This window comes from Micromonospora sp. HM134, from assembly GCF_007833915.1.
Classification (GTDB): Bacteria; Actinomycetota; Actinomycetes; order Mycobacteriales; family Micromonosporaceae; genus Micromonospora; species Micromonospora wenchangensis.
This window is the reverse complement of sequence record NZ_CP041061.1, coordinates 3,367,535-3,393,410: the sequence shown is the minus strand read 5'-3', so window position 1 is coordinate 3,393,410 and position 25,876 is coordinate 3,367,535. Positions and strand designations below refer to the sequence as shown.

The window sequence follows — 25,876 nt, the reverse complement described above, 5'->3', positions numbered from 1 at the left end:
CACCGCCCGCGTACCCGACAGGTCGAGGAGTTGCCATGGTTGACCCCACCATCGCCGAATCCGACGTGGCGCTCGCCCGCCGGCTCGCCGCCCACGCCGGTGAACTGCTGCTGCGGGTACGCGCCGACCACGGTCACGCCGATCCCGCCGCGCTGAAGGCCGCCGGTGACCGGGCCGCCCACGACTTCCTCCGGGCCGAGCTGGCCCGGTGCCGGCCGGCCGACGCGGTGCTCTCCGAGGAGGACGACGGCTCCCGGCTGGTGGATACCGGCGAGGGCGTGTCCCGGCGGACCGCCGACCGGGTGTGGATCGTCGACCCGCTCGACGGCACCCGGGAGTTCTCCGAGCAGGGGCGCGCCGACTGGGCGGTGCACGTGGCGCTCTGGGCCCGCGATGCGGCGACCCCGCACGGGCTGGTCGCCGGTGCGGTCGGGCTGCCGGCGCAGAGCCGGGTGCTGACCACCGACGACCCCACCGCGCCGGCCGCCCCGGCCCCGCCCGGCGGGGTGATCCGGCTGGCGGCCAGCCGCAGCCGTCCCCCCGCCTTCCTGGCCGCGCTGGCCGAGGAGGTCGGCGCGGAACTGGTGCCGATGGGTTCGGCGGGGGCGAAGATCGCGGCGGTGGTGACCGGTGACGTGGACGGCTACGTCCACGCGGGCGGCCAGTACGAGTGGGACTCCGCCGCGCCGGTTGCGGTGGCCACCGCCGCCGGGTTCCACGCCTCCCGCATCGACGGTTCCGCGCTGACCTACAACGAGGCCGACCCCCGGCTGCCGGACCTGCTGGTCTGTCGCGGCGAGCTGGCCGTGCCGCTGCTCGCCGCGCTGCGGCGGCAGCTGGCCGGCACGGCGGTCACCTCCGGTTCCCCCGTCCCCCACCCCGGAAAGGACCCGCGATGAGCAGCGGATCGGCTGCGTACCAGGTCTCCCAGCTCGACGAGTTGGAGGCGGAGAGCATCTTCGTGATGCGTGAGGTGGTCGCCGAGATGGAGCGGCCGGTGCTGCTCTTCTCCGGTGGCAAGGACTCGATCGTGATGCTGCGGCTGGCGCAGAAGGCGTTCGCCCCGGCCGGCATCCCGTTCCCGGTGATGCACGTGGACACCGGGCACAACTTCCCGGAGGTGCTCGACTACCGCGACCGCCGGGTCACCGAGCTGAACCTGCACCTGATCGTGGCGAGCGTGCCGGAGGCGCTGACCCGGGGCCTGGTCCGTGAGTCGGGTGACGGGATGCGGAACCGGATCCAGACGCCGGTGTTGTTGGACGCGGTGGAGAAGCACCGGTTCGACGCGTTGTTCGGTGGGGCGCGGCGGGACGAGGAGAAGGCGCGGGCGAAGGAGCGGGTGTTCTCGTTCCGGGACGAGTTCGGGCAGTGGGATCCGAAGAACCAGCGGCCGGAGTTGTGGTCGTTGTACAACGGTCGGCATCATCCGGGTGAGTCGATCCGGGTGTTCCCGTTGTCGAACTGGACCGAGTTGGACATCTGGCACTACATCGCCCGGGAGCGGGTGCCGTTGCCGTCGATCTACTACGCGCACGACCGTGAGGTGGTCGAACGCGACGGCATGCTCTACGCCGTCAACGAGTTCTTCACCCCCCGCGCGGGCGAGGAACCCTTCACCGCCCGGGTGCGGTACCGCACCGTCGGCGACGCGTCGTGCACCGCCGCCGTCCGCTCCGACGCGGACACGGTGGAGAAGGTGATCGACGAGGTCGCCGCGACGCGGATCACCGAGCGGGGGGCGACCCGGGGCGACGACCGGGTCAGCGAGGCCGCCATGGAGGACCGCAAGCGGGAGGGCTACTTCTGATGAGCACCGAGATGCTGGCACCGGCCGGTTCCCCCGCCGAGGCCCGACCGATGGACCTGCTGCGGTTCGCCACGGCGGGCAGCGTGGACGACGGGAAGTCGACCCTGATCGGTCGGTTGCTGTACGACACGAAGTCGTTGTTCACCGACCAGTTGGCGGCGGTGGAGGCGGTCAGCGCGGCCCGGGGTGACGAGTACACCAACCTGGCGTTGCTCACCGACGGTCTGCGGGCCGAGCGGGAGCAGGGCATCACCATCGACGTGGCGTACCGCTACTTCGCCACCCCCCGGCGCAAGTTCATCATCGCCGACACCCCCGGGCACACCCAGTACACCCGCAACATGGTCACCGGCGCGTCCACCGCCGACCTCACCCTGGTCCTGGTGGACGCCCGCAAGGGCCTGGTGGAGCAGTCCCGGCGGCACGCGTTCCTGTGTTCGCTGCTGCGGGTGCCGCACCTGGTGCTCTGCGTCAACAAGATGGACCTGGTCGACTTCTCCCAGGAGGTCTTCGAACGGATCGCCGACGAGTTCACCTCCTTCGCGGCCAAGCTCGACGTCCCCGACCTCGCGGTGATCCCGGTGTCGGCGCTCCAGGGCGACAACATCGCCGCCCGGTCGGAGAACATGCCGTGGTACGAGGGGCCGTCGCTGCTGCACCACCTGGAACACGTGCACATCGCCTCGGACCGCAACCTGGTCGACGTGCGGTTCCCGGTGCAGTACGTGATCCGCCCCCAGTCCACCACGGTCACCGACTACCGGGGCTACGCCGGGCAGGTCGCCTCCGGCGTGCTCAAGCCCGGCGACGAGGTGATGGTCCTGCCCTCCGGGTTCACCAGCCGGATCGCCGCCATCGACACCGCCGACGGCCCGGTCGACGAGGCGTTCCCCCCGATGTCGGTCACCGTCCGCCTCGACGACGAGATCGACGTCTCCCGGGGCGACATGATCTGCCGCCCGAACAACGCCCCGACCGTCGCCCAGGACATCGAGGCGATGGTCTGCTGGATGGACGAGACCCGCCCGCTGGAGATCGGCGGCCGGTACGTCGTCAAGCACACCACCCGGTCGGCGCGCGCCATCGTCCGCGAGTTGCACTACCGGCTCGACATCAACACCCTGCACCGGGACGAGACCAGCACCGCGCTGGCGCTCAACGAGATCGGCCGGATCAGGCTGCGCACCACCGTGCCGCTGCTGGTGGACGACTACCACCGCAACCGCACCACGGGCGGTTTCGTCATCATCGACGAGACCACCAACCGCACCGTGGGCGCGGGGATGGTCATCCAGCGGGACTGACCCCGCGCTCCGCGTCGGCCGGCCCGGCATCCTCCCCCGCCGGGCCGGCCGAACCCTTCGTACGTCACGCCCGGTCGGCGCTCGGCGGGTCGAACCAGCGGGCGAGCGCGGCGGTCAACCCGTCGGCGTCCGGCCCGTCCGGCGGGGACTGCCAGGCCACGTAGCAGTCCGGGCGCAGCAGCAGCGCGGTCGGCATGGCGTCGCCGGGCGCGTCGGCCGTCGCGCCGCCCGACGTGAACCGTCCGTTGAGCACGTCGACCCGGTCCCGCCACGGCCCGGCCGCCCCGGCGTGGACGCCGGTGGGGTCGAGCAGCAGCGGGCGGGCGGTCCGGGTCAGCTCGGCCAGCCGGACCGGGCCGGTGCCGGTGTGCCACACCAGGTCGGGTGCGAAGCGTCCGACCAGCGGCCCGTCCGCAGCGCCCGTCGGGTAGCGGACGTCCGCGCCGGCCAGCAGGGCGGCGACGTGGGCCGCGTTCTCCGGCCGGTCGAGCAGCTCGCCGAGGAGCTCCCGCAGCGCGGTGACCTCGCTGCCGGGGGCGATCAGCGCCGACTGGGCCTGGGTGGACATGGTGACCCGCTGCGCGACCGGTCGGCGTTCCGCCTCGTACGAGTCCAGCAGCCCGTCCGGGGCCCGGCCGTGCACCTGGGCGGCCAGCTTCCAGCCGAGGTTCACCGCGTCCTGGAGGCCGAGGTTGAGTCCGGGCCCGCCGATCGCGGAGTGGACGTGGGCGGCGTCGCCGAGCAGCAGCACCCGCCCGGCGCGGTACCGCTCGGCGAGCCGGGTGTTGCCCCCCACCAGGCGACGCAGCAGGTGCGGCCCGGGGCCGGCCGGCGGGCCGATCGGCACGTCGACCCCGAGCACCCGGGCGACACTGGCCCGCATCTCGGCGAGGGTGGGTGGCCCGTCGACCTGCCTCGCGTCGGGCCACTCGGTCGTGCTGAGGCCCGCCGGACGTCCGGTGAAGGGGGCCCACGCGATCAGCCCCCGCTCGGTACGGGTGTGCCGGAACGGCGCGACGGTGCCGTACCCGGGGATCGCGAGGCCGCCGGTCGCCGCGTCGATCAGCTCCGGGGGCAGGCTGACCTGTGCGGTGCGGGAGACGGTGCGGTCGGTGGACACGCCGGGGAAGCCGATCCCGGCCAGCCGGCGTACGACGCTGTGCCCGCCGTCCGCGCCGACCAGGTAGCGGCAGCGCAGGGTGGTGCCGTCGGCGAACGTCACCTGGACGTCGTCCGCGCCGGGGGTCAGGCCGGTCACCTCGTGTCCCCGTCGGACCGGCACGCCCAGTTCGGCGACCCGCTCGGCGAGCACCCGCTCCAGGTGGGCCTGCGGGACCTGGAGCAGGTACAGCGGGTTGTCCGGCACCGCCCGCAGGTCCAGCGGCAGCGCGCCGAAGACGAACCCGGGCGCGGGCTGCGGCGGTGCCGGATCGTCGACGAGGCGGTGGTGCAGGCCACGCCGGTCGAGCAGCCGGACCACCTGACCGACCAGCCCGTTGGCACGCTGCTCGGTGGTGGGGGCGGACAGCCGTTCGCAGACGACGGGCCGGACGCCGGCCAGGGCCAGTTCGGCGGCGAGCAGCAGGCCGTTGGGGCCGGCGCCGACGATGAGGACGTCGATCATCACGGGCTCCTTTCGAGGGCATGGTGGACCGCCGCCGGGGCACGGCGGAGCACGGGCAGGACCGGGCACCCCGACGGGGCGTGGGTGGGCGCGGTGGATCGAGCTTCCGCGGTTCGGCGGGATCGGTCGGCGGGGCGTGGGTGCGGTGGGTCGGGTCAGCGGGGGGTGGGGGGCGGCAGGCCGGCGGCGAGCCGGGTCAGCGCGTCGGGGAGCAGGTGTTCCATCGCCACCGGCGGATCGGCGCGCAGGTAGTGCCGGATCGCGGCGTTCACGGCGGCGTTCACGCTGGCCGCCACGAGGTGGGGATAGAGGTCGCGGTCGGGGTCGGTGCCGGTGCGTTCGGCGACGGCTGCGGCCAGGTCGGCCTCGGCGATCGCGCCCGCGCGCAGCATCTCGCCCTGCAACGCCGGCTCGGCCAGCATCACGGCGAGCCCCTCGACCCATTCGGCGTGCGGGCGCGGTGGCGACTCGGTGACCTCGGGGCCGGGGGCGAAGCGGGTCAGCGTCGCCTCGATCAGCGCCGCCCAGAGGGGTTCGTCGGCCGGCCGTCGGCGCAGTTCCTCGGCCACCCGCCGGCTGCGGTCGAGGTGCCGGAAGGCGATCGCCTCGGCCTTGCTGGAGAAGTAGTTGTTGAACGTACGCGGGGACACGCCCACGGCCTGGGCGATGTCCTCCACCAGGACGTTGTCGAAGCCCCGGGCGACGGTCAGCCGGATGGCCGCCCAGCTCAGCGCCGCCCGCGTCTCGGCCTTCTTACGTTCCCGTAGCCCGCTCACCCACCCAGCATAACCGAAAGTGCGTGGCACGCAATATTACGTGCCACGCACTTTTCGCTTCTGCTGCCGCATCGCCCGCTCCGGCGGGGTACCACCCCGAGGCCGGGTCCACCCGTCCCGAAACCGGGCGGGCCCCGGCCGATCGGCCGGGGCCCGCACTGCGGGGTCGGATCAGGAGAGGTCGAACCGGTCCAGTTCCATGACCTTCGTCCAGGCGGCCACGAAATCGGTCACGAACTTGGTGCCCGCGTCCTGGCTGGCGTAGACCTCGGCGAGGGCGCGCAGCTGGGAGTTGGACCCGAAGACGAGGTCGACCGCGGTGGCGGTCCACTTCACCTCGTCGGTGGCCAGGTCCCGGATCTCGTAGACGTGCTCGTCGGACTCCGACGCCTTCCACCGGGTGCCCGGGGACAGCAGGTTGGCGAAGAAGTCGTTGCTGAGCACGCCGGGCCGGTCGGTCAGCACCCCGTGCGCCGCACCGCCGACGTTGTTGCCGAGGGCCCGCAGGCCGCCGACGAGGACGGTCATCTCCGGCGCGGTCAGGTTGAGCATGTACGCCCGGTCGACGAGCAGCACCTCCGGCTGGGTCTTCTCACCCGGACGCAGGTAGTTGCGGAACCCGTCGGCGCGCGGCTCCAGCACGGCGAACGACTCGACGTCGGTCTGCTCCTGGCTGGCGTCGGTGCGGCCCGGCCGGAACGGCACGGTCACCTCGACGCCCGCCGCGCGGGCGGCCTGCTCGACGGCGGCCGAGCCGGCCAGCACGATCAGGTCCGCGAGGGAGATCTTCGCCCCACCGGCGGCGTTGAACTCGCGCTGGATCCCCTCCAGGGTCGCCAGCACCGTCGCGAGCTGCTCGGGCTGGTTGACCTCCCAGCTGCGCTGCGGTTCGAGCCGGATCCGCGCGCCGTTGGCGCCGCCGCGCTTGTCGGTGTGCCGGAAGCTCGCGGCGGAGGCCCAGGCGGTGCTGACCAACTGGGCGGTGGTCAGGCCCGAGTCGAGCACCTTCGCCTTGAGGGCGGCGACGTCGGCGTCGGACACCAGCTCGTGGTCGACGGCCGGCAGCGGGTCCTGCCACAGCTGCGGCTCGGCGACCCACGGCCCGAGGAAGCGGCTGACCGGGCCCATGTCGCGGTGCAGCAGCTTGTACCAGGCCTTGGCGAACGCCAGGGCGAACTCGTCGGGGTGCTCCAGGAAGCGCCGCGAGATCTTCTCGTACGCCGGGTCGACGCGCAGCGACAGGTCGGTGGTGAGCATCGTCGGCTTGTGCTTCTTGGCCGGGTCGTGGGCGTCCGGGATGATCGCCTCGGCGTCCTTGGCGACCCACTGCTTCGCGCCGCCGGGGCTGGTGGTCAGCTCCCACTCGTAGCCGAAGAGGATCTCGAAGAAGCGGTTGCTCCACTGGGTGGGCCGGTCGGTCCAGGTCACCTCCAGACCGCTGGTGATCGTGTCACCGCCCTTGCCGCTGCCGTGGGTGCTCAGCCAGCCCAGGCCCTGCGCCTCCAGCGGGGCGCCCTCGGGCTCGGGGCCGACGTGGTCGTCGGCGATGCCCGCGCCGTGGGTCTTGCCGAAGGTGTGGCCACCGGCGATGAGCGCGACGGTCTCCTCGTCGTTCATCGCCATCCGGCGGAAGGTCTCCCGGATGAAGTGCGCCGCCGCGGCCGGGTCCGCGTTGCCGCGCGGGCCCTCCGGGTTGACGTAGATGAGGCCCATCTCGGTCGCCCCGACCCCGGCCGCCATCTCCTTCTCGGAGGCGTAGCGCTCGTCACCGAGCCAGGTGTCCTCCGGGCCCCAGAAGATCTCCTCGGGCTCCCAGACGTCCTGCCGGCCGAAGCCGAAACCGAAGGTCTTGAAGCCCATCGACTCCAGGGCGACGTTGCCGGCGAGCACCAGCAGGTCGGCCCAGGAGACCTGCTGGCCGTACTTCTGCTTGACCGGCCAGAGCAGCCGGCGGGCCTTGTCCAGGTTGGCGTTGTCCGGCCAGCTGTTCAGCGGCGCGAACCGCTGCCCGCCGTCACCGGCGCCGCCCCGGCCGTCCTCGATCCGGTACGTGCCGGCGGCGTGCCAGCTCATCCGGATCATCAGGCCGCCGTAGTGGCCGAAGTCGGCCGGCCACCAGTCCTGCGAGGTGGTGAGCACCTCGGTGATGTCCCGCTTGAGCGCCTCGACGTCGAGCTTGGCGAACTGCGCGGCGTAGCTGAAGTCCTCCCCCAGCGGGTTGCCCTTGGCCGAGTGGGCGTGCAGGACCGACAGGTCGAGCTGGTTGGGCCACCAGTCCCGGTTGGTACGCGGACGCCCGCCGGTCTTCGGCTTCGGGGAATCGATCGCCGGGTTCTCGCTCTCGCTACCCTGCGCGGTCACCGAGTCGTGCGCGACCGGGCAGCCGGCCGCCGCCTTCTGGTCCACGCCCTGAGCGCTGACGGGGGCGTTGTCCTGGGTGTCGCTCATGTACTTCCTTCCGAACTGGTGGATCACTGGGAGGTGCGGTCGGTCGCACAGTCGGGGCAGGTGCCCCAGTAGACGACCTCCGCCTCGTCGACCACGAACCCGTGGTCGTCGGAGGCGGTGAGACACGGCACGTGACCGACGGCGCAGTCGACGTCGGCGATCACGCCGCAGGAGCGGCAGACGACGTGGTGGTGGTTGTCCCCCACCCGTGCCTCGTAGCGCGCGGTGGACCGGCCCGGCTGGATGCGGCGCACCAGGCCGGCCTCGGTGAGCGCCCGTAGCACGTCGTAGACCGCCTGGTGGGAGACCGTGGGCAGGTCGGCCCGGACCAGCGCGATCACCGTGTCGGTGTCGACGTGCGGGTGGTCCCGCAGCGCGGCGAGCACGGCCAGTCGGGGCCGGGTCACGCGCAGCGAGGCCGCCCGTAACTGTGCCTCGAGGTCGGCCGTCATGCCCCGAACCATAGTCCGCTGTTCTGGAGCAAATCAAGTTTAGGCCCGGCGTGGCGGCACACCTCACTCCCCTGGGTGACGCATCACTCACCCGATGCGACCGGACGAGGCGGCCGGGAACGGCCCGGGTGGGAAACGGAGGGGCGGGCTCAGCGGCGGCGGGGTGGCGCGGTGCTGCCCCGCACCACCAGCGAGGTGCCGAGTTCGTACCGGTCCTGGACCAGCGGCTGGCCGTCGGCCAGGGCCAGCGCCAGACGTGCGGCGGTCGCCCCGATCTCCGCGAACGGCTGCCGCACGGTGGTCAGCGGCGGCGCCAGCCAGGCCGCCTCGTCGACGTCGTCGAAGCCGACGACGCTGAGGTCGTCGGGAATCCGCAGGCCGGCCTCCCGGGCCGCCGCGTAGACCCCCAACGCCTGAAGGTCGTTGCCGCAGACCACGGCGGTGGGCGGCGCGGGCCCGGCGAGCAGCTCGACGCCGAGGCGCAGGCCGTCCTCGAAGGTGAACACGCCGCTGCGTTCGAGGCGCTCGTCGAACGGCACGCCCGCGTAGTCCAGCGCGGCCCGGAAGCCGTCGCGGCGGGCCCGCGCCGACAGGTCCCGGACCGGGCCGGTGAGCACCCCGATCCGCCGGTGGCCGAGGTCGACGAGATGGCGGGTGGCCGACAGCGCCCCGCTCCAGTTGCCCGACCCGACGGCGGGGACGGGGAACAGGTTGCCCACCGGGTCGACGGCGACCAGCGGTATGCCGGCGGCGGCGAAGCTCGCCCCGTCCTCGGCCGTGACCAGGGAGAAAACCGTGATCACGGCGGCCGGCTGGCGCAGCAGCAGCGCCTGCACCCAGGGTTGCCCGGCCCGCAGGCGGTACTGCACGTCGGTGAAGCCGACCGTGTGGTCCCGGGGGCCGGCGACCTCCTGGACCCCGCGCAGGATCGGCATGGCGATCGAGGAGAGCATCTGGTGGAAGACCACCTCGATGCAGGGCGTCACGCTGCCCGGCGGCCGACGGCGGTAGCCGTGGTCGCGCAGCAGCGCCTCGACCCGCTGCCGGGTCTGCTCACCCACCCCCCGACGGCCGTTGAGCACCTTGGAGACCGTCGGCGGGGACACCCCGGCGAGTTCGGCGATCGTGGCGAGGGGCAGGTCGCCGCGCCGGGGCTTACGGGAACGGCGACGTCGACCTTCCTCGATCACGCAGGGAAGTCTACGTGCCCCGGCGTCCCCGTCCGGAGCACCGGCGACGGGCCCCGGCCGCACCGGCTCCCGGTCAGTGCGGTGCCGCCGCCGGGCGGTGGGTGAACCAGTCGAACGCCGCGCTGCCCCCGGTGACGTACATGCCGACGACCCGGCCGGTGAACCCGGCGGCGACCTCGGTGGACAGGTAGCGCCCGTCGAGTTCGGCCAGCACGACGGGGCCGGCCGGGCCCGCCACCTCGAAGGTGACCATGTCGCAGCCGGCCGCGCGTACCCCCCGGGGCGCGGACGGGGCCGCCAGGTCGGCGGCGGAGGTCACGGTCGGCGGGTAGAGGTCGTGGGTGCGGGTGGCGATCGTCAGTACCAGCGGGCCGTCCGGTACGGCGTGGGTGGCGAAGACCTGCCGGAACGGCCCGGCCCGGCCGATCACCCGGACGGTGCCGGCCCCGACCTCCAGGTCGTAGTGGTGCGCCTCGTCGATGCGGACGGTGAGCCCGGCGGTGCCGGTGCCCGGGTCGACCCGGACGCTGGTCCGGCTGTCGTGGTACCGCTGCCGCAGCGCCACGATCGTCGCACCGGCGAGGTCGAGGGTCGCGCCCACGGCGTGCAGGGTGAGCCAGCCCGGCCGGGCGGTCAGCGACCAGGAGTCGTCCGGGCGGCTGCGGGGCGAGATCCACTCGGGCGCGAGGACGGCCGCGTCGAAGTCGTCGTGGAAGGCGTCCGGGCCGGCGGGGGCGGCACCGGCCGGGGCACTGCCGGGGGGCGCGGGGGTGACCTCCCGGACCGGGTCGACGACCGGCCAGCCGTCGACCCAGCGTACCGGGGCGAGGAAGGTCTCCCGGCCGAGGACGTGGTAGGGCGGCCACTGGCCCCGGGCCCGGATGCCGAGCAGGATCAGCCACCAGCTGCCGTCGAGCGCCTGGACCAGGTCGCCGTGCCCGGTGGCCTGCACCGGAAGGTCGGTGCCCCGGTGGGTGAGGATCGGGTTGGCCGGGGCGGGGGTGAACGGGCCACGCGGGCTGCGTGAGCGGGCGACCGAGACGGCGTGGCCGGTGTGCGTGCCGCCCTCGGAGAGCAGTAGGTACCACCAGCCGTCGATCCGGTAGAGGTGCGGGGCCTCGGGGTACTGGCCGCCGGTGCCCGACCACAGCGGAAGCGGGCCCTCCAGCACCTCCCCCGCGTCCGGGTCGATCCGGTAGGCGTCCACGCCGGAGGTGGTCAGCCAGCAGGTGCCGTCGTCGTCCCAGGCCAGCGAGGGGTCGACGTGCGGCAGGTCGAGGTAGACCGGGTCGGACCAGGGGCCGGTGGGTTCCGGCGCGGTGACGATGAGGTGCCGGCCCAGGCTGACGTTGGTGGTGATCAGCCAGAACCGGCCGTCGTGGTGGCGCAGGGTGGGCGCGAAGATGCCCCGGGACGCCTCGGTGTCGGCGGGCAGCGCCAGTTGGCCGGGCCGGTCCAGGATGTTGCCGATCTGCCGCCAGGTGACCAGGTCGCGGCTGTGCAGCAGGGGTACGCCCGGGAAGTACTCGAAGCTGGAGCAGACCAGGTAGTAGTCCGCGCCGACCCGGCAGACGCTCGGGTCGGGGTGGAATCCGGGGACGACCGGGTTGCGGTAGGACGCTCCGGTGGACACCGCGCGTCACCTCCTCGGTGGCATGGGCACGGTGGACGACGCCGGGGCGGGTTGCCACGCCCCGGAAATGTTTGCGATAACATTTCGCAAACCCGGATGCTACGGAAGGCCGCCCGCCGATTCAAGGCCGGCCCCGCCGCCCGGTGCCGCGCGGACGTCCCGCCCCGTCGGCCACGTACCGCCGGAACCGGCCCTGAGCTGGCATCCCACCCGCACGCCCGACCCGGGTGGCGGCCCGCCGGACCATTCCGGACGCCGGCCGGCCACCGCCCGACGCGGTCGACGGACGACGACGCGGGCCACCGGACCGGGCCAGGAACATTCGCGCAACATGGCCGTCATATCTTGACGGGACCCGAGGAATCCACGAGAGTCCATATGTGGCGAGATGGTGCGCCGCCGGGAGCTCGACGCGCCGTCACGGCAGTCATGGATGCCGACGTCAGGGCGCGAGGGGCCGCGCCTGTTAGCGCTAACAGCTATGCGTTTGCGCTGCGGGCCGATCGGCACACCGGTCCGGGCCGGGTGGCGGTCGACCGCGCCCCAGCACCGGGTCCACGACGGTCACCCGCGCCGCCCTCCCCCACCCGCACCCGGCTCTGACCCGCACCCCTGGGAGAGAACATGTCTGAAGTGACCCGAAGGAACGTCCTCAAGGCCGGGGCGGTGGGGGCCGGCGCCGCGCTGGTCCCGGTCGCCTGGACCGCCACCGCCCGCGCCGGCTCGGCCGCACCGCCGCAGGTGCTGGCCGCGAACGACCTCGCCCTGTGGTACGACGAAGGGGCCGGCACCGACTGGCTGCGCGCGCTGCCGATCGGCAACGGACGGCTCGGGGCGATGGTGTTCGGCAACGTCGACACCGAACGGCTCCAGCTCAACGAGGACACCGTCTGGGCCGGCGGCCCGTACGACTCGGCCAACACCCGGGGCGCGGCCAACCTGGCCGAGGTCCGGCGGCGGGTCTTCGCCGACCAGTGGACCTCGGCGCAGGACCTGATCAACCAGACGATGATGGGCAACCCGGGCGGTCAGCTCGCGTACCAGACGGTGGGCAACCTGCGGCTGGCCTTCGGCTCGGCCAGCGGGGCCAGCCAGTACGTCCGGACCCTCGACCTCACCACCGCCACGGTCACCACGACCTACCTGCTCAACGGCGTGCGGCACCAGCGGGAGGTGTTCGCCAGCGCGGCCGACCAGGTGATCGTGGTCCGGTTGACCGCCGACCGGGCCAACGCGATCACCTTCTCCGCCACCTTCGACAGCCCGCAGCGCACCACCGTGTCGAGCCCGGACGCCGCCACCATCGGGCTGGACGGCATCTCCGGCAGCCAGGAGGGGGTCACCGGCTCGGTCCGGTTCCTGGCCCTGGCCAACGCCGCCGCGACCGGGGGCACGGTCAGCAGCTCCGGCGGCACCCTGCGGGTGTCCGGGGCCACCAGCGTCACCATCCTGATCTCGATCGGCTCCAGCTACGTCAACTACCGCACCGTCAACGGCGACTACCAGGGCATCGCCCGCAGCCGGCTCAACGCCGCCAAGAGCGTGGCCGTCGAGCAGTTGCGCAGCCGGCACCTGGCCGACTACCAGGCGCTGTTCAACCGGGTGAGCATCAACCTGGGTCGTACGGCCGCCGCCGACCAGCCCACCGACGTACGGATCGCGCAGCACGCGAGCAGCAACGACCCGCAGTTCGCCGCGCTGCTGTTCCAGTTCGGGCGGTACCTGCTGATCTCGTCCTCGCGACCGGGCACCCAGCCGGCGAACCTCCAGGGCATCTGGAACGACTCGCTGACGCCGTCGTGGGACTCGAAGTACACCATCAACGCCAACCTGCCGATGAACTACTGGCCGGCCGACACCACCAACCTGTCCGAGTGTTTCCTGCCGGTGTTCGACATGGTCAAGGATCTGACGGTGACCGGGGCCCGGGTCGCCCAGGCGCAGTACGGCGCGGGCGGCTGGGTCACCCACCACAACACCGACGCCTGGCGGGGCGCGTCGGTGGTGGACGGTGCGCTGTGGGGCATGTGGCAGACCGGTGGCGCGTGGCTGGGCACGCTGATCTGGGACCACTACCTGTTCACCGGCGACCTGGGCTTCCTCCAGGCGAACTACCCGGCGCTCAAGGGCGCCGCCCAGTTCTTCCTCGACACGCTTGTCGCCCACCCCTCGCTGGGCTACCTGGTGACGAACCCGTCGAACTCCCCGGAGCTGCCGCACCACTCCAACGCCAGCGTCTGCGCCGGGCCGACGATGGACAACCAGATCCTGCGGGACCTGTTCGACGCCACCGCCCGCGCCAGCGAGACGCTCGGCGTGGACACCACGTTCCGGTCGCAGGTGCGTACCGCCAGGGACCGGCTCCCCCCGACCCGGGTCGGCTCCCGGGGCAACGTGCAGGAGTGGCTGGCCGACTGGGTGGAGACCGAGCGGAACCACCGGCACGTCTCCCACCTGTACGGCCTGCACCCCAGCAACCAGATCACCAAGCGGGGCACCCCGGCGCTGTACGAGGCCGCCCGCAAGACCCTGGAGCTGCGGGGTGACGACGGCACCGGTTGGTCCCTCGCCTGGAAGATCAATTTCTGGGCCCGGCTGGAGGACGGTGCCCGCGCCCACAAGCTGTTCAAGGACCTGGTCCGCACCGACCGGCTCGCGCCGAACATGTTCGACCTGCACCCGCCGTTCCAGATCGACGGCAACTTCGGCGCCACCTCCGGCATCGCCGAGATGCTGTTGCACAGCCACACCGGCGAGCTGAACGTGTTGCCCGCGCTGCCCAGCGCGTGGCCCACCGGGCAGGTCGCCGGCCTGCGCGGGCGCGGCGGCTACACCGTGGGGGTGGCGTGGAGCAGCGGCCAGCCCGACGAGATCGGCATCCGCGCCGACCGCGACGGCACGCTGCGGGTGCGGTCCCGGCTGTTCACCGGCAGCTTCACCCTCACCGACGTCGCCGACGGCAGCGCACCGGCCACCACCCGCCCGGAGACCGACGTCGTCCAGTTCACCGTCCGCGCCGGGCACACCTACCGGGCGGCCCGGCCGGGCGTGACGCCGACCCCGACGCCGACCGTCACGCCCACCGCCACCCCCACGCCGACCCCGACCACCCCGGCGCCGACGACCCCGGTCCCGACCACGCCGGTCCCGACCACCAGCTCGCCCGCCCCCTCGGGGGCCCGGGCGACGTACGCGGTGACGGGCTCCTGGTCGGGTGGCTTCCAGGCCGAGGTCACGGTGACCGCCGGCGCGACCGCGATCCGGGGTTGGACGGTGTCCTGGACGTTCCCCAACGGGCAGACCATCAGTCAGATCTGGGGCGGCTCGCACACCCAGAGCGGCGCGAACGTGACGGTGAAGAACGTCGACTACAACGGGACGCTGGCCGCCGGCGCCTCCACCACGTTCGGCTTCATCGGCACGGTGAACGGCACCAACAACGCGCCGACGAACCTCACCTGCACCACGAGCTGACCGACGCGCGACACGCGTCGCCGCCTCGCCGCGCCCCCGGGCCGGCCGAGGTGGCGGCGCGCGTCGCGCCTCCCTGTCGACACCCACGATCCACCACGGTGGAAGGACGGACGAGAACATGAGACGACCGACGACCCGTAGGCGTCGCCTGCTGACCGCCCTGGCGGCGGGGCTCCTGCTGGTGGCGGGCCCGGCGGTGGTGCTGCGGACCTCCCCGGCGCTGGCCCTGGACAACGGTGTGGCGCGGACGCCGCCGATGGGCTGGAACAGCTGGAACACCTTCGGCTGCAACATCAGCGAGGCGCTGATCCGGCAGATGACCGACGCGATGGTCAGTTCCGGCATGAAGGACGCCGGCTACCAGTACGTCGTCGTCGACGACTGCTGGATGAACCCCAACCGCGACTCCGCCGGCAACCTCCAAGGCGACCCCACCCGCTTCCCCTCCGGCATGAAAGCCCTCGGCGACTACATCCACTCCCGAGGACTCAAGTTCGGCATCTACCAGGCGCCCCTCGACAAGACCTGCGCCCAGTACTTCAACTCCTACCCCGGCGCCACCGGCAGCCAGGGACGCGAAGCGCAGGACGCCCGCCAGTTCGCCGCCTGGGGCGTCGACTACCTCAAATACGACTGGTGCTCACCCACCGGCACCATCGACGACCAGGTGCGTGCCTTCGCCAAGATGCGCGACGGCCTCGCCGCCGCCGGCCGACCCATCGTCCTGAGCATCAACTCCAACAGCATCCACTCCAAGACCGGACCCCAACGCGACTGGGGCGACGTCTCCAACATGTGGCGCACCACCGAAGACATCACCAACACCTGGAACAGCGGCCAGACCAACGGCTACCCCATGGGCATCCAGAACATCCTCGACGTCACCATCCCCCTCGCCGCCCGCGCCAAACCCGGCGCCTTCAACGACATGGACATGATGGAGGTCGGCCGCGGCGGCATGACCGACACCGAGATGCGCTCCCACTTCGCGATGTGGGCCATCATGGCCTCCCCCCTCATCGCCGGCAACGACCTCCGCAACATGAACACCGCAACCCAGACCATCCTCAAGAACGCCAACCTCATCGGCATCAGCCAGGACCCCCTCGCCCTCCAGGCCAGCCAGGTCTCCTTCGACGGCACCCGCCGCGTGCTGGCCAAGCGACTCGCCAACGGCGACGTCGCCGTCGCCCTGTTCAACCAGGGGACGGGCACCACCACCATCAACACCACCGCCGCCGCGATCGGGCTGTCGGGCGGCTCGTTCACGCTGCGTGACGCATGGACCAACACGACCAGCACCACCTCCGGCGCCATCTCGGCCAGCGTGCCGGGCCACGGGACCGTCGTCTACCGGGTCAGCGGCGCGACCAGCACCCCCACCCCGACGCCGACCACCACCCCGCCGACCCCGACGCCCACGTCGACCACCCCGGCCCCGACCACCCCGCCGCCGGCGACCATCTCCTGCCAGGTCAGCTACGCGATCACCAGCCAGTGGCCGGACGGGTTCCAGGCCGAGGTGACGATCCGCAACACCGGCACCACGGCGGTCAACGGCTGGAGCCTGCGCTGGTCGTTCGCCAACGGACAGCAGCTCAACCAGTCGTGGGGGGTCACCTACACCCAGAACGGCGCGCAGGTCACCGCCAGCAGCGCCGGCTGGAACGGCCTGCTCAGCCCCGGTGGCAGCGTGGGCTTCGGGTTCATCTCCAGTTGGTCCGGCAGCAACGCCAAACCGACCGCGTTCACCCTCAACGGCCAGACCTGCACCGTGGCCTGACCGGCCCCACGGAGACGACAGGACCCCCGGTCATGACCTCGGCCCGGCATCGGGACGCGACATGACCGGGGGTCCCCCGCCACGGCTGGTCGGCTCAGTTGTTCAGGGTGGCCAGCACGGCGGTGGCCATGCCCTGCTCGCCCCGGGCGTTGGGGTGGAAGGGCGCCGCCGCGTTCTCCGGCACCAGGCCCTCCACCCACCGGGTGCCGCTGCTCTTGCAGGTGTCCCGCCCGATCGACGGGGTGTAGACGTCGGCGTAGACCGCGTCGTTCGCCGCGGCGGCGCCGGCCAGCATCGCGTTGAGCGACTTGGCGACCCCCCGCAGGTACGGCACGTCCTGGTAGGCGATCGGGACCAGCGGCCAGCAGCCGTACCCGGAGTCCGGCACGATCGCCGGGTAGCCGAGCACCACGATCCGCGCCCCGGGCGCGGCCCGGCGGACCGCCTGGAGCACGGCGGCGACCTTCGGGGCGGTGGCGGTGATCCGGGCCTGCAACTGGTCGGTGCCGCCGGCCGTGTAGAGGTTCTTGCACGGGGAGCCGAGCGGGCTGCTGAAGCTCGCCTGCGCGCAGTCGCTGATGATGCTGGAGAAGCCGATGTCGTTGCCGCCGATCTGCACCGTCACCAGGGCGGTGTTCGCGGTTACCGCGTCGAGCTGCGGGGGCAGCGGGCTACCCAGCGAGCCGCTGCCGCCGTAGCGGATGTCGTCCGTGGTGGCCCCGGAGCAGCTCACGTCGACCAACGGCGACGAGCCGGCGGACGCGGCGACCAGGGACGGGTAGTTGCGGTTGGAGCGCAGGCAGTTCAGGTCGACCTGGGTCGGGATCAACGGACCGGACGTGTACGAGTCGCCGAGTGCGACGTAGCGTCCGGTGGGGACGGCGGCGCTGGCGGGTGCGGCGGTGGACAGCACACCGGCGGTGGCGGCGGCGAGCGCGAGCATCCGGGTGGCGGTCCGCAGCAGCGGCCGGCGGGAACGGGGCATGACGCCTCCCAGGGCGGAGCACGGGGGTGGTGCCGCGATCCTGCGCCCTTCGACGCCGGACGTCAATATAGACAGCTCTCACTAAATTGCCCTCGGGTGCACGCCCGGGGCCCGGCGACAGTCGTCGCCCCACCCGTACGGGAGGATCATCCATGGGACCCACGCGTTCCCGGTTCAGACTGGCGGTGTCACTGTGCGCCGCCACCACCGTCGTCGTCACCGCCGCGCTCGCCGGCACCGTCCCCGCCCAGGCGGCGGCCGGGTGCCGGGTCACCTACACGGTGACGAGCCAGTGGCCGGGCGGATTCGGCGCGAGCGTCGACGTCACCAACCTCGGCGATCCGCTCACCGGCTGGCGGCTCACCTGGACCTTCACCGCCGGGCAGGTGGTCAGCCAGTGGTGGAACGGCACGGTGACCCAGTCCGCCGGCCGGGTCACCGTCGGCAACGTCGACTGGAACGGCAGCCTCGGCACCGGGGCGGGCGCCCAGTTCGGCTTCGGCGCGACGTGGAACAACTCATCCAACCCGGTGCCTGTCGACTTCGCCCTCAACGGGGTGCCGTGCACCGGCCGTACCACCGGACCCACCGCGCCACCGACCACCACGCCGCCGCCGACCAGCGCACCACCGACCACGCCGCCCACGACCACGCCGCCGCCCACGACGCCGCCGCCCACCACCCCACCGCCGACCACGCCGCCGCCGGGGACCGGGGCGCTCGACCAGACGACGACGGTGGGACGGGTCAGGGCGGTCGGCAGCAGCGCGCAGTACACCTGGCCCGGCATCTACTTCGAGGGCCGGTTCCGGGGCACCGGGGTCGGGGTCGTCCTCAACGACTCCCAGAACGACTACCTCGTGCAGGTCGACGGCGCGACCGTCGCCACCCTGGTCACGCCGGGCCGGACCACCTACTGGGTCCGCGGCCTGGCCGACCGTGAGCACACCGTACGATTGGTCAAGCGCACCGAGAGCCCGTGGGCCGTCGGCGAGTTCGGTGGGCTCGTCCCCGCCGCCGGTGGGGCGATCCTGACCCGGCCCGCCCCGCGCAGCCGGCAGATCGAGTTCATCGGCGACTCGTGGACCGCCGGCTACGGCAACATGTCGACCACCCGCGACTGTTCCGGCAACGGCGGGGTCACCCGCAACTCCAACGCCGACGTCACCTTCGGCGCCCTCACCGCGCAGAGCCTGAACGCCGACTACCAGCTCGTCGCCTGGTCCGGCCTCGGCATGGTGCGCAACTACAACGGTGGCGGCACCGACAACTTCCGCACCTACTACGAGACCGACCTGCAGGCGCTGTGGAACAGCACGGTGTGGCAGAACCCGGGCACCTGGAAGCCGCAACTGGTGGTGGTCGGGCTGGGCATCAACGACTTCTCCACCGCCCTCAACCCCGGTGAGCGGTGGGCCACCGTCGACCAGCTCGCGGCCGACTTCCGCAGTGCCTACCTGGCCTTCCTCGACAAGCTGCGCAGCCGGTACGGGCCCGACACGTTCATCGTGCTCACCTACCCCGACCTGTCCCCCACCACCGCGCTGGCCAGCTCGGTGCAGCAGATCGTGCAGACCCGCGCCGGCCGGGGCGACACCCGGATCCGTTCGCTCTACTACGACGACAACGCGCTGGGGCTCGACAAGCTCGGTTGCGACTGGCACCCCTCCCGCCGCGACGACCAGCTCCTCGCCGGCGCGCTCACCCGGTTCGTCAACACCCTGCCGTTGACCTGGTGAACCGCTGACGCCGGGCGGGCACACGGCACAGGGGCCGGCGACCCGGAAAGATCCGCGTCGCCGGCCCCTGTGGTCGAGCACCCCGGCGCATCCCCTGGCCGGACCGGCACGGCACGGACCCCCTCCGTGACGCACCGCCGACCGCGCGTTTGTTGACATCATACGTCATACGGATTACGTTCGTAATCATCGATGAATGTGATCGCCTGTCCCGCTCCGGTGGCCGCCACCGGCACGGCCGGGATCACCACCGGGGTCGCCCCGCCCTCGGAGTCGGGCGGGCCGGCCGCGCCCCACCACCACGCTGATGTCGAAGGAGATCCGTTGATGTCGAGACACCGACTCGTGGCCGGCGTCGTCGCGGGAGTGGCGACGCTCGCCCTCGCGCTGGGCGGCGCCGCGATCACCGCCGGGGCCGGCCCGGCCGCCTGGGCCAAGGACGCCGGCCCGCTCGCGGCGACCGCCGGATGCGGCAAGACGCCGACGCTGACCAGCGGCACCCGCACCATCTCCAGCGGCGGTCAGAACCGCACCTTCATCCTGCGGATCCCCGACAACTACGACCGCAACCGCCCCTACCGGCTGATCTTCGCGTTCCACTGGAACGGCGGCACCGCCACCGAGGTCGACTCGGGCGGCACCAGCGGATACCCCTGGTCCTACTACGGCATCCGCGCCCTGGCGAACAACAGCGCGATCTTCGTCGCCCCGCAGGGCATCGGCAACGGCTGGGCCAACACCGGCGACCGGGACCTGACCTTCGTCGACGACATGATGCGGCAGATCGAGTCGGACCTGTGCGTCGAGACCACCCAGCGCTTCGCCATGGGGTTCAGCTACGGCGGCGGGATGAGCTACGCCATCGCCTGCGCCCGCGCCTCGGCCTTCCGCGCGGTCGCCGTCTACTCCGGCGGGCAGCTCAGCGGCTGCAACGGCGGCACCCAGCCGATCGCGTACATCGGCATCCACGGCCTGCGGGACAACGTGCTCCCCATCGCGACCGGGCGGTCGCTGCGCGACCGGTTCGTGCGCAACAACGGGTGCACCCCGCAGAACCCCCCGGAGCCGGCGCAGGGCAGCCTGACCCACACCGTCACCTACTACTCGGGCTGCCGGGCGGGCTACCCGGTCGCCTGGGCGCCGTTCGACGGCGGGCACGCCCCCAACGCCGTGGACGGCACCGCCGACGTGTACGCCCCCGGCGAGAAGTCCTGGACCCGGCCCGTGGTGTGGAACTTCTTCACCCAGTTCGACGGCACCACGCCACCCACGACCCCGCCACCCACCACCACCCCGCCAGCGACGCCCACCACGCCCCCGGCGACCCCGACCACGCCGCCGCCCGGCGGTGGCGGATGCACCGCGACCGTGTCGGTCAACCAGTGGAACGGCGGCTTCACCGCCTCCTTGCGGGTGACCGCCGGGTCCGCCGGCACCACCGGCTGGACGGTCGGCACCACCCTGCCCGGCGGCGCGAGCGTCACCAACACCTGGAACGCCACCGCCAGCGGCAGCACCGGGACGGTCCGCTTCACCAACGTCAACTACAACGGTCAGCTCGCCCCCGGTCAGGTCACCGAGTTCGGTTTCCAGGGCAACGGCAGCGGGTCCGGGCTCACCCCCACCTGCACCGCCCGCTGACCCCACCGGCCACGGCCGGGTCGGTCACGTAACCCCGGCGGCACGGCGGGGAACCCGCAGCCGGTGGGCGGGAGCACCCCCCGCCCACCGGCTGCGGCTCGTCCCCCTGGCCGCGACGGCGGGTCGGCCGACGCGCCGCTCGCTGTCACCCGATCCGCCAAATTCGTCGCGGCCGATCGGCGATCCCCCGGTCCGAGCTGACTCCGGCTGCCATGATGGCGGACGTGGGAGCTGCGAAAACGAATACGCCTGCTGTCTCACCGTTGACCGGTGAGCCGATCAAACGTGCCGATGCGGAACGGCTGGCGGGGGTGCTGAAGGCATTCGCCGACCCGGCCCGCCTACGACTGCTCAGCCTCATCCAGTCCGCCCCGCAGGGCGAGGCGTCCGTCACCGACCTCACCGCGCCGCTCGGCCTGTCCCAGCCGACGGTGAGCCACCACCTGCGGATCCTCACCGAGGCCGGGCTGATCGAACGCGAGAAGCGGGGGGTCTGGGCGTACTACCGCACGGTGCCGTCCACCATCGCCGCGATCGCCGACCTGTTGACCCCGCCCCGCAAGCGGGCGACCAAGAAGACCCGCTGACGGCGGCGCTCCCCGCTCACGCCCGGTCGACGCCGGCCGGCGCCGGGGCCGCGGTGCTGTCCGGGACGGTCGGCACCGCCGCCGCGCCGGGGTGGCGGAACGTCGGATAGGTGAGGTAGCCGGTGTCGCCGCCGGCGTACCAGGTCGCCTCGTCGTGCACCGCCATGGGCAGACCCTGACGGAGCCGCTCGACCAGATCGGGGTTGGCGAGATAGGCGCGGCCGAAGCTGATCAGGTCGGCACCCCAGCCCAGCCAGCGGTCGGCCGCAGCCCGGTCCGTCTGCCGCCGGCCCATCGGGACGACCGGATTCATGACGAGCGTGCCCGGCCACACCGCACGCAGTCCCCGCAGAACCTCATCATCGGCGGTGGCTTCGAGGTGGACGTACACGGGACCGACGGTGGCGAGTTCGGCGAGGAGCGCGGCGTACAACTCGGGGACGTCGGTTTCCTCGGCACCCCAGAAACCGGCCCCGGGGGAGAGACGGATCCCGGTCCGGTGACCGCCCACCGCGTCGACCGTGGCGGCCACGGCCTCGACGGCGAACCGGATCCGGTTGGTCACCGATCCGCCGTAGGCGTCGGTCCGCAGGTTGGCGTTGCTCGACAGGAACTGGGAGATGAGGTAACCGTTCGCGCCGTGCAACTCCACCCCGTCGAAGCCGGCCTCGATGGCGCGGCGCGCCGCCAGCGCGTACGACCGGGCCTGTTCCGGCACCTCGCCGGCGGCGAGCGCCCGGGGCACCGGGGCCGGTTGCGGCCCGGTGGGGGTGAACACCGCACCGACAGCGGGTACGGCGGACGGGCCGACGGGCTGCATGCCGGTCGTCCCGGGGTGCGACACCCGGCCACCGTGCATGAGTTGGGCGAAGATGCGCCCGCCGTTGACGTGCACCGCGTCGGTCACCGGCCGCCAGGAGCGGACCTGCTCGTCGGTGTGCAGGCCGGGCGTTCCCGGGTTGGACTGTCCGACCCGGTTGGGTTGGATGCCCTCGCTCACGATCAGCCCGGCGGTCGCGCGTTGGGCGTAGTACGTCGCCATGGACGGTGTCGCCAGGCCGTCGGGGGTGGCGCGGACCCGGGTCATCGGGGCCATCACCACCCGGTTGGGCAGGACCAGTTCGCCGAGCGGATGCGGGTCGAAGAGGGTGTCCATGTCGCAGCGCCTTCCGTGGGTGATGCGGCGGTCGCGCCCGTGGACCGGGGCGTACCGATACGCTAGAACCTGACACTGACGTCAGAGGCAAGCGTGGCGACGGGAGATCCGGTGCGGATCGGTGAGGTGGCGGCGCAGGCCGGGGTGAGCGTCCGGTCGCTGCGCTACTACGAGGAACAGCGACTGTTGACCAGCACCCGCAGCCCCAGCGGTCAACGGCGCTACGGCGCGGAGGTGGTGGAGCGGGTGCGCTTCATCCAGCGGCTGTACACTGCGGGCCTGTCCAGCCGGACCATCGCCGAGCTGCTGCCGTGCGTCGACTCCCCCGGTGAGCAGACCTCCGACGAGGCGTGGGAGCGGATGCTGCGGGAACGGGAACAGATCACCGCGCACATCGAGGAACTCTCCCGGGCCCGCGACTCCCTCGACGACCTCATCGCCGCCAACCGTCGACACCACCCGAAGCCCGCCGTCCGCCGGTGACGTCGTGCAGCCGACGGTCCGGGTGGCCGGCGGCGGTGCCCGACCCACCCGGACCGTTCGGTGACGCCGCTCAGGCCGCCGGACGCCACGGATCGCCGGGCCCCCGGGGACGGTCCCCGCGCAGGGTGATCCGGTGCACGATCCGCCGGGCGGTGCCGTAGTCACGGTTCGCGTAGTGCGCGGTGCTGCGGTTGTCCCACATCACCACGTCACCCGGCCGCCACCGGTGCCGGACCAGGTGCTCCGGCTTGGTGAGGTGGGCGTAGAGCAGGTCCAGGATGGCCCGGCTCTCCGCCTCCGACACACCGACGACGTGTGACGTGAAGCCCGGGTTGACGAAGATGCCGCGCCGGCCGGTCTCCGGGTGGACCCGCACCACCGGATGCTCCACCGGGTCGAGCCGGGTCACCACCTCGTCCTCCCACACACTGCCCCGACCGCCGCGACGGTGCGCCAGGTAGTAGCCGAACTCCCGGTTGCCGTCGTGGACGGCGACCAGCCGGTCCACCATCGCGCGTACGGGTTCGGCGAGCGAGTCGTAGGCGAGCTGGCTGTCCGCCCAGGTGGTGTCACCGCCACTGGGCGGCAGGGTGACCGCCCGCAGGATCGAACCGAGGGGCGGCCGGGCGACGAAGGTGACATCCGTGTGCCAGACGTCGGCGAAACCGTTGTCGGCGCTGTCCAACGCGTACACCTCCGGGTGCGCCTCGTCCACCCCGCCGACGACCGGGTGGGAGGCGGTCAGCTCGCCGAGTCGACGGCCCAGCCGTACCTGGCCGTCGTCGTCGAGCCGCTGGTCCGGGAAGAACAGCACCTTGTACGCCACCAGTGCCGCGCGTACGGCGGCGAGTTCCCCGTCGGTGGCCCGGTCGAGGTCGAGCCCGGCCACCCGGGCGGCGAAGTGCGGTCCGAGCGGCGTCAGGGCCAACTCCACCAGTGTGTCGGTCATCCGTGTCGTCCTCTCATCCGGTTCGGGTCGCGGCGGCCCGTAGGGCGTGACCGATCGTCGTGCGCAGCGCCGCGTACTCCGGTGCGCCCCGTAACTCGTCGGGCCCGACACCGCTGCGTGGGAGGTCGACCGGCAGGTCGAGGGCGATCCGTCCGGGGCGGTCGGTCAGCACGACGACCCGGCTGCCGAGGAACACCGCCTCGTCCACGCTGTGGGTGACGAACACACAGGTCCGGCCGGTCTCGGCGCTGACCTGGCGCAGATCCTCCTGCAACCGTTCCCGGGTCAACGCGTCGAGGGCGGCGAACGGTTCGTCGAGCAGCAGCAACGGGTTCTGCACGGCCAACGCCCGGGCGATGGCGACCCGCTGCTGCTGGCCACCGGACAGCTGCCAGGTCCGGCGGTGGGCGACGTTCGGCAGCCCGACCCGGTCCAGCAGGTCGGCGACCCGGCGGGCCCGCTCGGCCCGGGGCACGCCGGCGTACCGCAGGCCGAGCCCGACGTTGCCACCGACCGTCGCCCACGGCAGGAGCCTCGGCTGCTGGAACACCAGGCCGGCGTTACGGCCGGGCACCGGGGTCGCTCCGGCGGCGGTCACCGTGCCGCTGGTCGGCGCCTCGAAGCCGGCGATCAGGCGCAACAGGGTGGTCTTGCCGCAGCCGGACGCGCCGACCAGGACGAGGAAGGTTCCCGGCGTCACGTGCAGGTCGAGCGGGCCCAGCGCGGTGACCGTCCCGGCCCCCGTCCGGTAGACGTGGGTGACGTCGCGGACGTCGACCGCCGCGTCAGGGCTTGAGGGCATCCGGCAGACCCCTGGTGTAGATGGCCGCGGCGAACACCGACGGCTCGGGTACGGCGTCGATCTTCTTCTGGTCCTTGAGGAACACCGCCGCGGCGTGCAGGTTGTCGGCGAGCGCGCCGACCTTGTCCGCCGTGCCCAGCCACTGCGGGCCGGACTGGTCGGCCGGCTTCAGGAACACACCCTGGCTCAGCTGGCGTCCGGCGTCGGCGGCGCTCAGGTTCAGCTCCCTGCCGACGGCGGTCGCGGCGGCGGTCGGGTCGGTGGCGATGAGGTCGAGCGCCTGGGCCTCGGCCCTGCGCCAGGCGTCGACCGCGGCGGGGTGGGCATCGGCGAACGCGGTGGAGACCACCCCGAGGTCCAGGGTGGGCTTGCCCGCGGCGGCAAGTTCGCGGCTGGTGACGAGCACCTTCCCGGTCTTCTTCAGCTCGTCCAGGGACGGCAGCCAGGTGTAGGCGGCGTCCAGGTCGCCCCGGCTCCAGGCGGCGAGGATGTCCTGTGGTTCCAGGTCGACCAGGGTGACCTCGGATTCCTTCACCCCGGCCCGGTCGAGCGCGGCGAGGAGGCTGAAGTGCGCGGTCGACGCGAACGGCGTGCCGATCTTCTTGCCGCGCAGCCCGGCGACGGTGGTGACGTTGCCGGCGGTACGGGCCACCAACGCCTCGTTGTCCCCGGCGACGTCGAGCACGAAGGCCACCTTGTACGGCAGGTTCAGCGGAGCGGACAGCCCCCGCGCGACCGGGCTGGAGCCGATCGCGGCGATGTCCACGCTGTTCGCGGCGAAGGCGGTGTTGATGCTCGCACCGGAGTCGAACTTGGTCCAGGTGATGGTGTAGTCGGGAAGCGCCTGCTCCAGCAGCCGCTGGTTCTTGACGATCAGGTCGCCGCTGGGGAACGCCTGGTAGGCGATCCGGATGCTCTTGCGCTGCGGGTCACCGCCGCCGCTGGCGGCGCCGTCACCGCAGGCCGCGAGCGAAACGGTGGTGAGCGCCGCGACGGCGGTGGCGAGGATACGGGTGACAGGTCGATGCACGGGGCGTCCA

General features: G+C 72.6%; 20 protein-coding genes. 9 read left to right on the top strand and 11 right to left on the bottom strand.

Features of this window, described 5'->3' with window-relative positions:
- The first annotated feature begins 35 nt into the window (after positions 1-35).
- Genes FJK98_RS14595 through FJK98_RS14585 form a run of 3 tightly spaced genes read left to right on the top strand, consistent with a single transcriptional unit; the run spans position 36 to position 3,114 of the window.
- Positions 36-899, top strand: a complete 864-nt coding sequence (locus FJK98_RS14595; protein WP_145919501.1) for an inositol monophosphatase family protein — start codon at positions 36-38, stop codon at positions 897-899.
- A complete protein-coding gene (gene cysD / locus FJK98_RS14590) occupies positions 896-1,810 on the top strand; it encodes a sulfate adenylyltransferase subunit CysD (RefSeq protein WP_145919500.1) in 915 nt (304 codons plus the stop codon). Before FJK98_RS14595 ends, cysD begins: the two co-directional genes overlap by 4 nt.
- Positions 1,810-3,114, top strand: coding sequence for a sulfate adenylyltransferase subunit 1 (locus tag FJK98_RS14585; protein ID WP_205789453.1), 1,305 nt, complete (start codon positions 1,810-1,812; stop codon positions 3,112-3,114). The genes cysD and FJK98_RS14585 overlap by 1 nt, the downstream gene beginning before the upstream one ends.
- Positions 3,115-3,178: 64 nt before the next feature.
- Here FJK98_RS14585 and FJK98_RS14580 read toward each other — a convergent pair whose 3' ends face one another.
- The 6 genes from FJK98_RS14580 to FJK98_RS14555 all read right to left on the bottom strand — a co-directional run bounded on the left by FJK98_RS14580 (position 3,179) and on the right by FJK98_RS14555 (position 11,237).
- Complete coding sequence (locus tag FJK98_RS14580; RefSeq protein ID WP_145919499.1) at positions 3,179-4,738, bottom strand: FAD-dependent monooxygenase; 1,560 nt, start codon at positions 4,736-4,738, stop codon at positions 3,179-3,181.
- A gap of 155 nt (positions 4,739-4,893) precedes the next feature.
- Positions 4,894-5,514 carry a TetR family transcriptional regulator gene (locus tag FJK98_RS14575; RefSeq protein ID WP_145919498.1) on the bottom strand — a complete coding sequence of 207 codons (621 nt, stop codon included), beginning with the start codon at positions 5,512-5,514 and terminating at the stop codon, positions 4,894-4,896.
- 171 nt (positions 5,515-5,685) lie between these two features.
- A complete protein-coding gene (gene katG / locus FJK98_RS14570) occupies positions 5,686-7,962 on the bottom strand; it encodes a catalase/peroxidase HPI (RefSeq protein WP_145919497.1) in 2,277 nt (758 codons plus the stop codon).
- A gap of 23 nt (positions 7,963-7,985) precedes the next feature.
- Positions 7,986-8,414 (bottom strand): Fur family transcriptional regulator, encoded by a 429-nt coding sequence (locus tag FJK98_RS14565; protein WP_088647464.1) that lies wholly within the window; start codon positions 8,412-8,414, stop codon positions 7,986-7,988.
- A 149-nt stretch (positions 8,415-8,563) separates the two neighbouring features.
- Positions 8,564-9,604 carry a LacI family DNA-binding transcriptional regulator gene (locus FJK98_RS14560; protein ID WP_145919496.1) on the bottom strand — a complete coding sequence of 347 codons (1,041 nt, stop codon included), beginning with the start codon at positions 9,602-9,604 and terminating at the stop codon, positions 8,564-8,566.
- A gap of 73 nt (positions 9,605-9,677) precedes the next feature.
- Positions 9,678-11,237 (bottom strand): glycoside hydrolase family 43 protein, encoded by a 1,560-nt coding sequence (locus FJK98_RS14555; protein WP_145919495.1) that lies wholly within the window; start codon positions 11,235-11,237, stop codon positions 9,678-9,680.
- A gap of 624 nt (positions 11,238-11,861) precedes the next feature.
- Here FJK98_RS14555 and FJK98_RS14550 point away from each other — a divergent pair.
- A complete protein-coding gene (locus tag FJK98_RS14550; RefSeq protein WP_145919494.1) occupies positions 11,862-14,711 on the top strand; it encodes a glycoside hydrolase N-terminal domain-containing protein in 2,850 nt (949 codons plus the stop codon).
- 118 nt (positions 14,712-14,829) lie between these two features.
- On the top strand, positions 14,830-16,494 hold the full coding sequence (locus FJK98_RS14545; RefSeq protein ID WP_228544095.1) for a cellulose binding domain-containing protein: 1,665 nt from the start codon (positions 14,830-14,832) through the stop codon (positions 16,492-16,494).
- A 94-nt stretch (positions 16,495-16,588) separates the two neighbouring features.
- Here FJK98_RS14545 and FJK98_RS14540 read toward each other — a convergent pair whose 3' ends face one another.
- Positions 16,589-17,479: an SGNH/GDSL hydrolase family protein gene (locus FJK98_RS14540; RefSeq protein WP_145919493.1), complete on the bottom strand. Its 891-nt coding sequence runs from the start codon at positions 17,477-17,479 to the stop codon at positions 16,589-16,591.
- Between the two features lie 152 nt (positions 17,480-17,631).
- Between FJK98_RS14540 and FJK98_RS14535 the strand changes: the two genes are divergently transcribed.
- From FJK98_RS14535 to FJK98_RS14525, 3 genes are all read left to right on the top strand, one after another.
- Positions 17,632-19,218: a cellulose binding domain-containing protein gene (locus tag FJK98_RS14535; protein WP_145919492.1), complete on the top strand. Its 1,587-nt coding sequence runs from the start codon at positions 17,632-17,634 to the stop codon at positions 19,216-19,218.
- A 327-nt stretch (positions 19,219-19,545) separates the two neighbouring features.
- Positions 19,546-20,859, top strand: a complete 1,314-nt coding sequence (locus FJK98_RS14530; RefSeq protein WP_145919491.1) for a cellulose binding domain-containing protein — start codon at positions 19,546-19,548, stop codon at positions 20,857-20,859.
- Positions 20,860-21,074: 215 nt separating this feature from the next.
- Entirely contained in the window at positions 21,075-21,446 is a 372-nt protein-coding gene (locus tag FJK98_RS14525; RefSeq protein ID WP_088647720.1) for a helix-turn-helix transcriptional regulator, read from the top strand.
- 16 nt (positions 21,447-21,462) lie between these two features.
- Here FJK98_RS14525 and FJK98_RS14520 read toward each other — a convergent pair whose 3' ends face one another.
- Positions 21,463-22,602, bottom strand: a complete 1,140-nt coding sequence (locus FJK98_RS14520; RefSeq protein ID WP_145919490.1) for an alkene reductase — start codon at positions 22,600-22,602, stop codon at positions 21,463-21,465.
- Between the two features lie 111 nt (positions 22,603-22,713).
- Here FJK98_RS14520 and FJK98_RS14515 point away from each other — a divergent pair, with 111 nt between their 5' ends.
- Positions 22,714-23,085, top strand: coding sequence for a MerR family transcriptional regulator (locus tag FJK98_RS14515; protein WP_145919489.1), 372 nt, complete (start codon positions 22,714-22,716; stop codon positions 23,083-23,085).
- 70 nt (positions 23,086-23,155) lie between these two features.
- On the opposite strand, the gene FJK98_RS14510 is transcribed toward FJK98_RS14515, so the two are convergent.
- From FJK98_RS14510 to FJK98_RS14500, 3 genes are read right to left on the bottom strand one after another with little or no spacing between them, the layout of a single operon-like run.
- Positions 23,156-24,034 (bottom strand): TauD/TfdA family dioxygenase, encoded by an 879-nt coding sequence (locus tag FJK98_RS14510; protein WP_145919488.1) that lies wholly within the window; start codon positions 24,032-24,034, stop codon positions 23,156-23,158.
- A 13-nt stretch (positions 24,035-24,047) separates the two neighbouring features.
- The gene (locus tag FJK98_RS14505; RefSeq protein WP_145919487.1) at positions 24,048-24,836 is read right to left on the bottom strand and encodes an ABC transporter ATP-binding protein; all 789 of its coding nucleotides are present in this window, start codon (positions 24,834-24,836) and stop codon (positions 24,048-24,050) included.
- Entirely contained in the window at positions 24,820-25,866 is a 1,047-nt protein-coding gene (locus FJK98_RS14500; protein ID WP_145919486.1) for a glycine betaine ABC transporter substrate-binding protein, read from the bottom strand. The genes FJK98_RS14505 and FJK98_RS14500 overlap by 17 nt, the downstream gene beginning before the upstream one ends.
- Between the last annotated feature and the right edge of the window lie 10 nt (positions 25,867-25,876).

Excerpts from the sequence above, each read along its gene's own strand:
- FJK98_RS14530 (WP_145919491.1), top strand. The coding sequence starts at position 19,546 with ATGTCGAGACACCGACTCGTGGCCGGCGTCGTCGCGGGAGTGGCGACG.
- FJK98_RS14520 (WP_145919490.1), bottom strand. The coding sequence starts at position 22,602 with ATGGACACCCTCTTCGACCCGCATCCGCTCGGCGAACTGGTCCTGCCC.
- FJK98_RS14545 (WP_228544095.1), top strand. The coding sequence starts at position 14,830 with ATGAGACGACCGACGACCCGTAGGCGTCGCCTGCTGACCGCCCTGGCG.
- FJK98_RS14505 (WP_145919487.1), bottom strand. The coding sequence starts at position 24,836 with ATGCCCTCAAGCCCTGACGCGGCGGTCGACGTCCGCGACGTCACCCAC.
- FJK98_RS14550 (WP_145919494.1), top strand. The coding sequence starts at position 11,862 with ATGTCTGAAGTGACCCGAAGGAACGTCCTCAAGGCCGGGGCGGTGGGG.
- cysD (WP_145919500.1), top strand. The coding sequence starts at position 896 with ATGAGCAGCGGATCGGCTGCGTACCAGGTCTCCCAGCTCGACGAGTTG.
- FJK98_RS14535 (WP_145919492.1), top strand. The coding sequence starts at position 17,632 with ATGGGACCCACGCGTTCCCGGTTCAGACTGGCGGTGTCACTGTGCGCC.
- FJK98_RS14525 (WP_088647720.1), top strand. The coding sequence starts at position 21,075 with ATGGCGGACGTGGGAGCTGCGAAAACGAATACGCCTGCTGTCTCACCG.
- FJK98_RS14510 (WP_145919488.1), bottom strand. The coding sequence starts at position 24,034 with ATGACCGACACACTGGTGGAGTTGGCCCTGACGCCGCTCGGACCGCAC.
- FJK98_RS14595 (WP_145919501.1), top strand. The coding sequence starts at position 36 with ATGGTTGACCCCACCATCGCCGAATCCGACGTGGCGCTCGCCCGCCGG.
- FJK98_RS14565 (WP_088647464.1), bottom strand. The coding sequence starts at position 8,414 with ATGACGGCCGACCTCGAGGCACAGTTACGGGCGGCCTCGCTGCGCGTG.
- FJK98_RS14585 (WP_205789453.1), top strand. The coding sequence starts at position 1,810 with ATGAGCACCGAGATGCTGGCACCGGCCGGTTCCCCCGCCGAGGCCCGA.
- FJK98_RS14580 (WP_145919499.1), bottom strand. The coding sequence starts at position 4,738 with ATGATCGACGTCCTCATCGTCGGCGCCGGCCCCAACGGCCTGCTGCTC.
- katG (WP_145919497.1), bottom strand. The coding sequence starts at position 7,962 with ATGAGCGACACCCAGGACAACGCCCCCGTCAGCGCTCAGGGCGTGGAC.
- FJK98_RS14540 (WP_145919493.1), bottom strand. The coding sequence starts at position 17,479 with ATGCCCCGTTCCCGCCGGCCGCTGCTGCGGACCGCCACCCGGATGCTC.